The sequence below is a fragment of the Bradyrhizobium sp. genome (assembly GCF_049586575.1).
Taxonomy (GTDB): Bacteria; Pseudomonadota; Alphaproteobacteria; order Rhizobiales; family Xanthobacteraceae; genus Bradyrhizobium.
In genome coordinates, this window is sequence record NZ_JBAVCF010000507.1 from 1 (window position 1) to 4,726 (window position 4,726).

A 4,726-nucleotide genomic window follows, 5' to 3' on the forward strand; every position below is an offset into this window, starting at 1 on the left:
CGTCGGTGCCGGTCACCGAAGAGATGTAAGGACCGAAGGTCGGATCGTTGGTCGTTTGCACGACCCAGCCGCCCGCGCTCGCGGTGAGGCTGGCGATCGGCGGACCCATGCTGTCGAGCTCGCGCGCGGCGTCGTCCACGCGAACACGATGGATGTCGATCTGCTTCGGCCGCGGGCCGGTCCGGGAGGTAATTGCGAGGCTGGCCTTATAGGTCGGCGGATTGGTCGAGTTGTCGAGAATACGTTGCATCTCGAGCATCGGCGGCGCGGGCCTGGCGACGTGCGGCGCCGCGATCGCGATCAGCGAGTCGTCGGGCGTCGGCCCGCTTGGCCACGCGCTCTCGACCTGCCCGGCGCTCACGCCGAGCACGACATATAGATGGATGCTGGTCGACCCGCGTGGCAGCGCGATGTCCATGCTCGAGGCCGTCGTCGCGCTCGCGTTGAGGCGCGTGAACGGACGCCGCAGCGGATTGGCGCGGAAGGCGTTCTTGAGCACCGCGAGGCGCGCATCGAGCGTGTCCGACGGCGTCGGCGACGGCAGCCCGAACGCGTCGAGCATGTTCGACTCGGTCGCCTCGTAGATGAAGAAGCCGACCGCGTTCGATGGCGTCGGCCAGTGGATGCGGACGTGGCTCGAGCCAGTTGCATCCGGCAGGCTCCCGAGCGTCACGTGCTCGATCTGCAGGATGGGCGGACGCGGATCGCCAGTCGCGACCACGAGCGGCTTGTCGGACCAGGCGCTCAGCCGCTGCGGCGCGATCAGCTCCTGTCCCATCGCCCAGATCGCGAGGCCGATGAAGGGAGTGGCGCCGAAGTCGAGCGACAGGCCCGAGAGCGTGAGCCGGTAGCGTCGCGCATCGCTGCCTTGCGCGGCGCCGAAGCTGCCGGCGTTGTTCTCGCCATCCTCGGTGAGCGGGATGATCGTCGCGCCGGGCGCGGATGGTACCGCGCTACTGAAGGTGACGACCAGAGCGGCGCCGCCGCCCGCTAGCGAGCGGTCGAGGCCCGCCGGCACGACGAGGCTCGGTGGCGACGTGCCATGGGTCGCGCCCGGATACATCCGGCCCACGAAGGTGATCTGCCGGGGCGTACGGATGCGCCAGTCCCACAGGAACTCGATGTTGAGCGATGTGGCGCAGACGGATCCGCTTGCGGGCGCGATCGGCTTGAGCGTCGCGCTCACGAGCCGGACCGGCTCGAGCGCGGGCTGCGCGAGGGTCTGCGCGACCGAAATCCACGGAGTCCATTGCCCATAGATGTCCTGGACGGCGGCCGCGTAGGAGAGCTGGAGCGTTCCAGGATTGGACGGGATCTCGACTTCCCGATCGACCGTGTTCAGGTGATAGAACTCGGGGTCCGGCGGGTCCGCGGCCTGATTGATCGCGATCGGGCGATAGCCGCCGCTCGGCCGCACTGCCATCAACGCCACGACGGGTGCGGCAGGCGTGACGCTGGTCCGTGTCGCGGCGAAGCTCGCGGTGCGAAAAAACTCGGTCCTGGGCGGACGGTCCCAGCCGATCCGCGAGGTCGAGCGCCAGTTGCCATCGGGGGCGAGCGGGCGCAGCGTGCCGACGACCTCGGTGAAAATGTTTGCCGGCGGCGGCGGGGCCGGTGGGGCCACTGGCGCCGGGATGATCGCGGCGTAGTCTGCCGGTGCCGACTTGCCGTTGAGCCCTTTCTCCCAACGTGCCGTGATCATGAAGTCGAGCGCACCGGAGCCGGCGGGGGCCCCGGCTGCATCTTTCGCCGACGGGTAGGCGGTGCCGAATCCCAGAACCAGGCTCAGGAAAGGATCTATCGAGGCGGCCATCAACGTCATCACGAGTGGGGCGAGCGTCGTGGTGGTTGCGGGCACACCCATCCGCTGACCCAACGAGGTCTCCGGGGGGGGCAACGGGACCGTGATCGTCTGCCCCGCCTGCTGATCGGGGGCAAAATCCTTCACAATGGCCTTGAGCTCACCCAGCAGGCTGGAATTGACCTCGCCGACGAGCGATGTGAAGTTCGGCGCGATCCAGTTTGGCTCCGGGTTGCCGGACGCATCCGTGAGGGCCCATCCGATCGGCGGTCCGCCGCGGGTTAGCCGCGCGATTGCCGCTGTCTGGGCGTCCGTGAACGAGCCCACCATCCCTTGCGGCTCGCCATGCTTGCCGATCCCGCTCCAATCCGCCTGCTTCACCGGAAGGCCGACCAGCTCGATCGGGGTCCAGCCAGGCGCGTTGGCGTAGGCGTTCGTCAACAGGCCGCGCACCGCCGTGATGGTTATTCCCGGCGCGACCAGGAGACCGTCGATGATGTGCGCGGAAAGCTCGATGGTCGTGTTTCCGGTCGGGACCGAGGTGACCGCACAGATGTTCGACAGGAGCGGTCCGCCCGCGAACGCGAAGATGGCGCCGCCCGAGGGAGCCTGGATGTCGACGCTCACGCTCGAGACGCTGCCTTGCGACCAGGTCACGAGTTCGAACAGCCCTAAGAACAGGAGCTGCTTTTGCGAGATCGCGAGCGGCTGCCAGTTCGCCTCGGCCGAGTGCGGGTGTACCCATACTACGAAGGGTTCGGTCGGCATGCCTATGCCGGCGCTAAGTATCCAGCGCAGCTCGATGGCGGTCGGAAGCGGCGCCCAGAGCGGAATGTTGAGCCGTTGCGCCGCAGCCGTCCAGGAGATGAGAGCGCCCTCGGCGTGGAAAACGGTCTGGTCCACGATGTACGCCACGTCAGTCGGTCTCCTCCCACGGTGCGACCGTGAGTTTGTCATCAAGGATTGTGTAGAACTGGTCCGTTCCCGCCGGCCCGTCGAGATAGGCCTCGGTATGCGCGATGCGTCGCAGCGCGAGTATGATGTGCTTGCCGCGCGAATTCGCATTGAGCGTCACGAGCGCACGCTGGCCACCGGGCGCCGCGACGATCTGATCTACGATGTTGTCGCCGCCGGCCTGCTGGACGAGGTCCATCCATGGCTGCGACGTCATCTGGTAGCGTTGCGCCGCGCCGGGCGGCGGATCGGTGATCAGCGTTGGCAGGGGGCGGTTGCGCCACATCGGCTCGGATGAATCGACCAGGATAGCGGCGGGCTGCGGCGGCGTTCCCGGATCCCAAAAGATCGTCAGCGCCGGCATCTTGGGAGACTGTAGCGCGTCCAGCCCAGCGGCGATCAGCGCATCGTCGAATTCGGATCCTTCGGGAGCTCGTCCGGCAAATTGCGTTCCGATCGCCTGCAGCGCACCCGCCGTGCGCATGCCGCGATGGTTCAGGCGGATGATCTGGAACGAGATGGCGAAATCCTGGGCGGTGCGGAATCCTCCGGTCGAGAACGAGCCGCGCCACACCACCTGTCCTGGCGAGCCGTCCGCCGCGCTCGTGTCGAGCATCTCGATGTCGATCAGGTAGTCGGTGAAGAGATCGAGCGGCAGCGCCATCTCGATGTAGGTATGACGCGTGCGCTCGCCGCTGACGTTCACGCAGGGCAGGCTCGACGCCGCGAGCTTCTGGACCGAGTTCTCCCACGGTGAGAGGATGCTCGCCGGCACGGGCTTGAGGTTCGCGGGAATGAGCGGATAGGGGTGCGGTGCGGACGGCGTGCTCGCGACCTGCGCGAAAGACGACGGCCGCAGCCGCGCCTGGAGCTTCTTATTATAGGCCGCATAGATCGAGCCGACATTGTTGCTCGCGAAAACGATCTTCACGGGATCGGCCGCGAAGAAACGCTGCTCTGCCTCGCCCGGCAAGGCGACCATGACCCACGGATCGAGCCGGGCGGGTGGATTGCTGTCGGCCTGGAACCAGAACGTCTGCTGCTTCGGCCCGAAGGTGTTGTCGCCCGTGGAATCCTTGCGCTCGCACGTCCACGTGACGCTCACGCGATACTGCTGCCCCGCCATGAGCAGCGCGTTGTCGGCGCTGTCGAGCCCGAGCGCATTCTGCAACACACCCTGCAGCTTCTGCTGCTCGACGGTGTCGTAGCTCGAGCGCGCGACCTCGGATGCCTTGAGCAGCTCGATGCCGCCGACATAGAACGGACGCAGCGTGATCTCGCCGCGCAGCTGACGGGAGGTCGGTGGGCATCCGATCTGAACGCGGTCGAACCCCTTCGCGCCCTTGATCTCTACGAACACCGCGACATAGTCGCGCGCCAGCGTGGCGAGCTCCTCGAGCACGAACACGGCGGGTCCCCAGGGGCTCGCCGGATTGGTCCATGTGGCGGGAAGCGCGACCGGCGGCACCTGGTCGGCGGCCACGATCGTGTGCTGATTGGTCAGCTGGTCGTTTGCGTTGCTTGCCGCGACGACGACCGTGTTGTTGGCGAAGCGTCGGGGGATCCAGAGGTAGAAGCGAATGTATTCGAACTCGCCGGTTTGGAAGACAACGGCGTCGTCGAGCGGGCCTGGCTTGTGGTGCAGTCGCGTGAACGCGCTCTTGATCGCCGGCGCCTTGTTCTGGCTGCCGAAGGCGATGAGCTCGCCGTCATCGAAGATCGGCGACGCTAGGGCCCACCCGAAACATTTCGGCGGCGGCGGCGCGACAGCCGGGGCATTTGCGAGGACGAGGCTCGCGAGCGTTGCGCCGGAAACCGGCTGGCCCGCCGCGAACCGCTGCATGACATCGCTGATCGCGAGCTGCTCGCCCGGCGCGATAGTCTGAGGCGTGCCGCCGCGTAACGCGCGGATCGGGTTGTTGACGAGCGGCGGCTGGATGGTGCGCGCCGCAGCAGAAGCAGTTGTCGCCG

The 4,726-nt window shown here is 67.1% G+C and carries 2 protein-coding genes; both read right to left on the reverse strand.

Features of this window, described 5'->3' with window-relative positions; translation table 11 throughout:
* Positions 1–2,716 (reverse strand): hypothetical protein (locus tag WB528_RS19365; RefSeq protein WP_423890007.1); only part of this gene is annotated, 2,716 nt, incomplete at its 3' end.
* A 1-nt stretch (position 2,717) separates the two neighbouring features.
* The gene (locus WB528_RS19370) at positions 2,718–4,598 is read right to left on the reverse strand and encodes a hypothetical protein (protein ID WP_423890008.1); all 1,881 of its coding nucleotides are present in this window, start codon (positions 4,596–4,598) and stop codon (positions 2,718–2,720) included.
* Between the last annotated feature and the right edge of the window lie 128 nt (positions 4,599–4,726).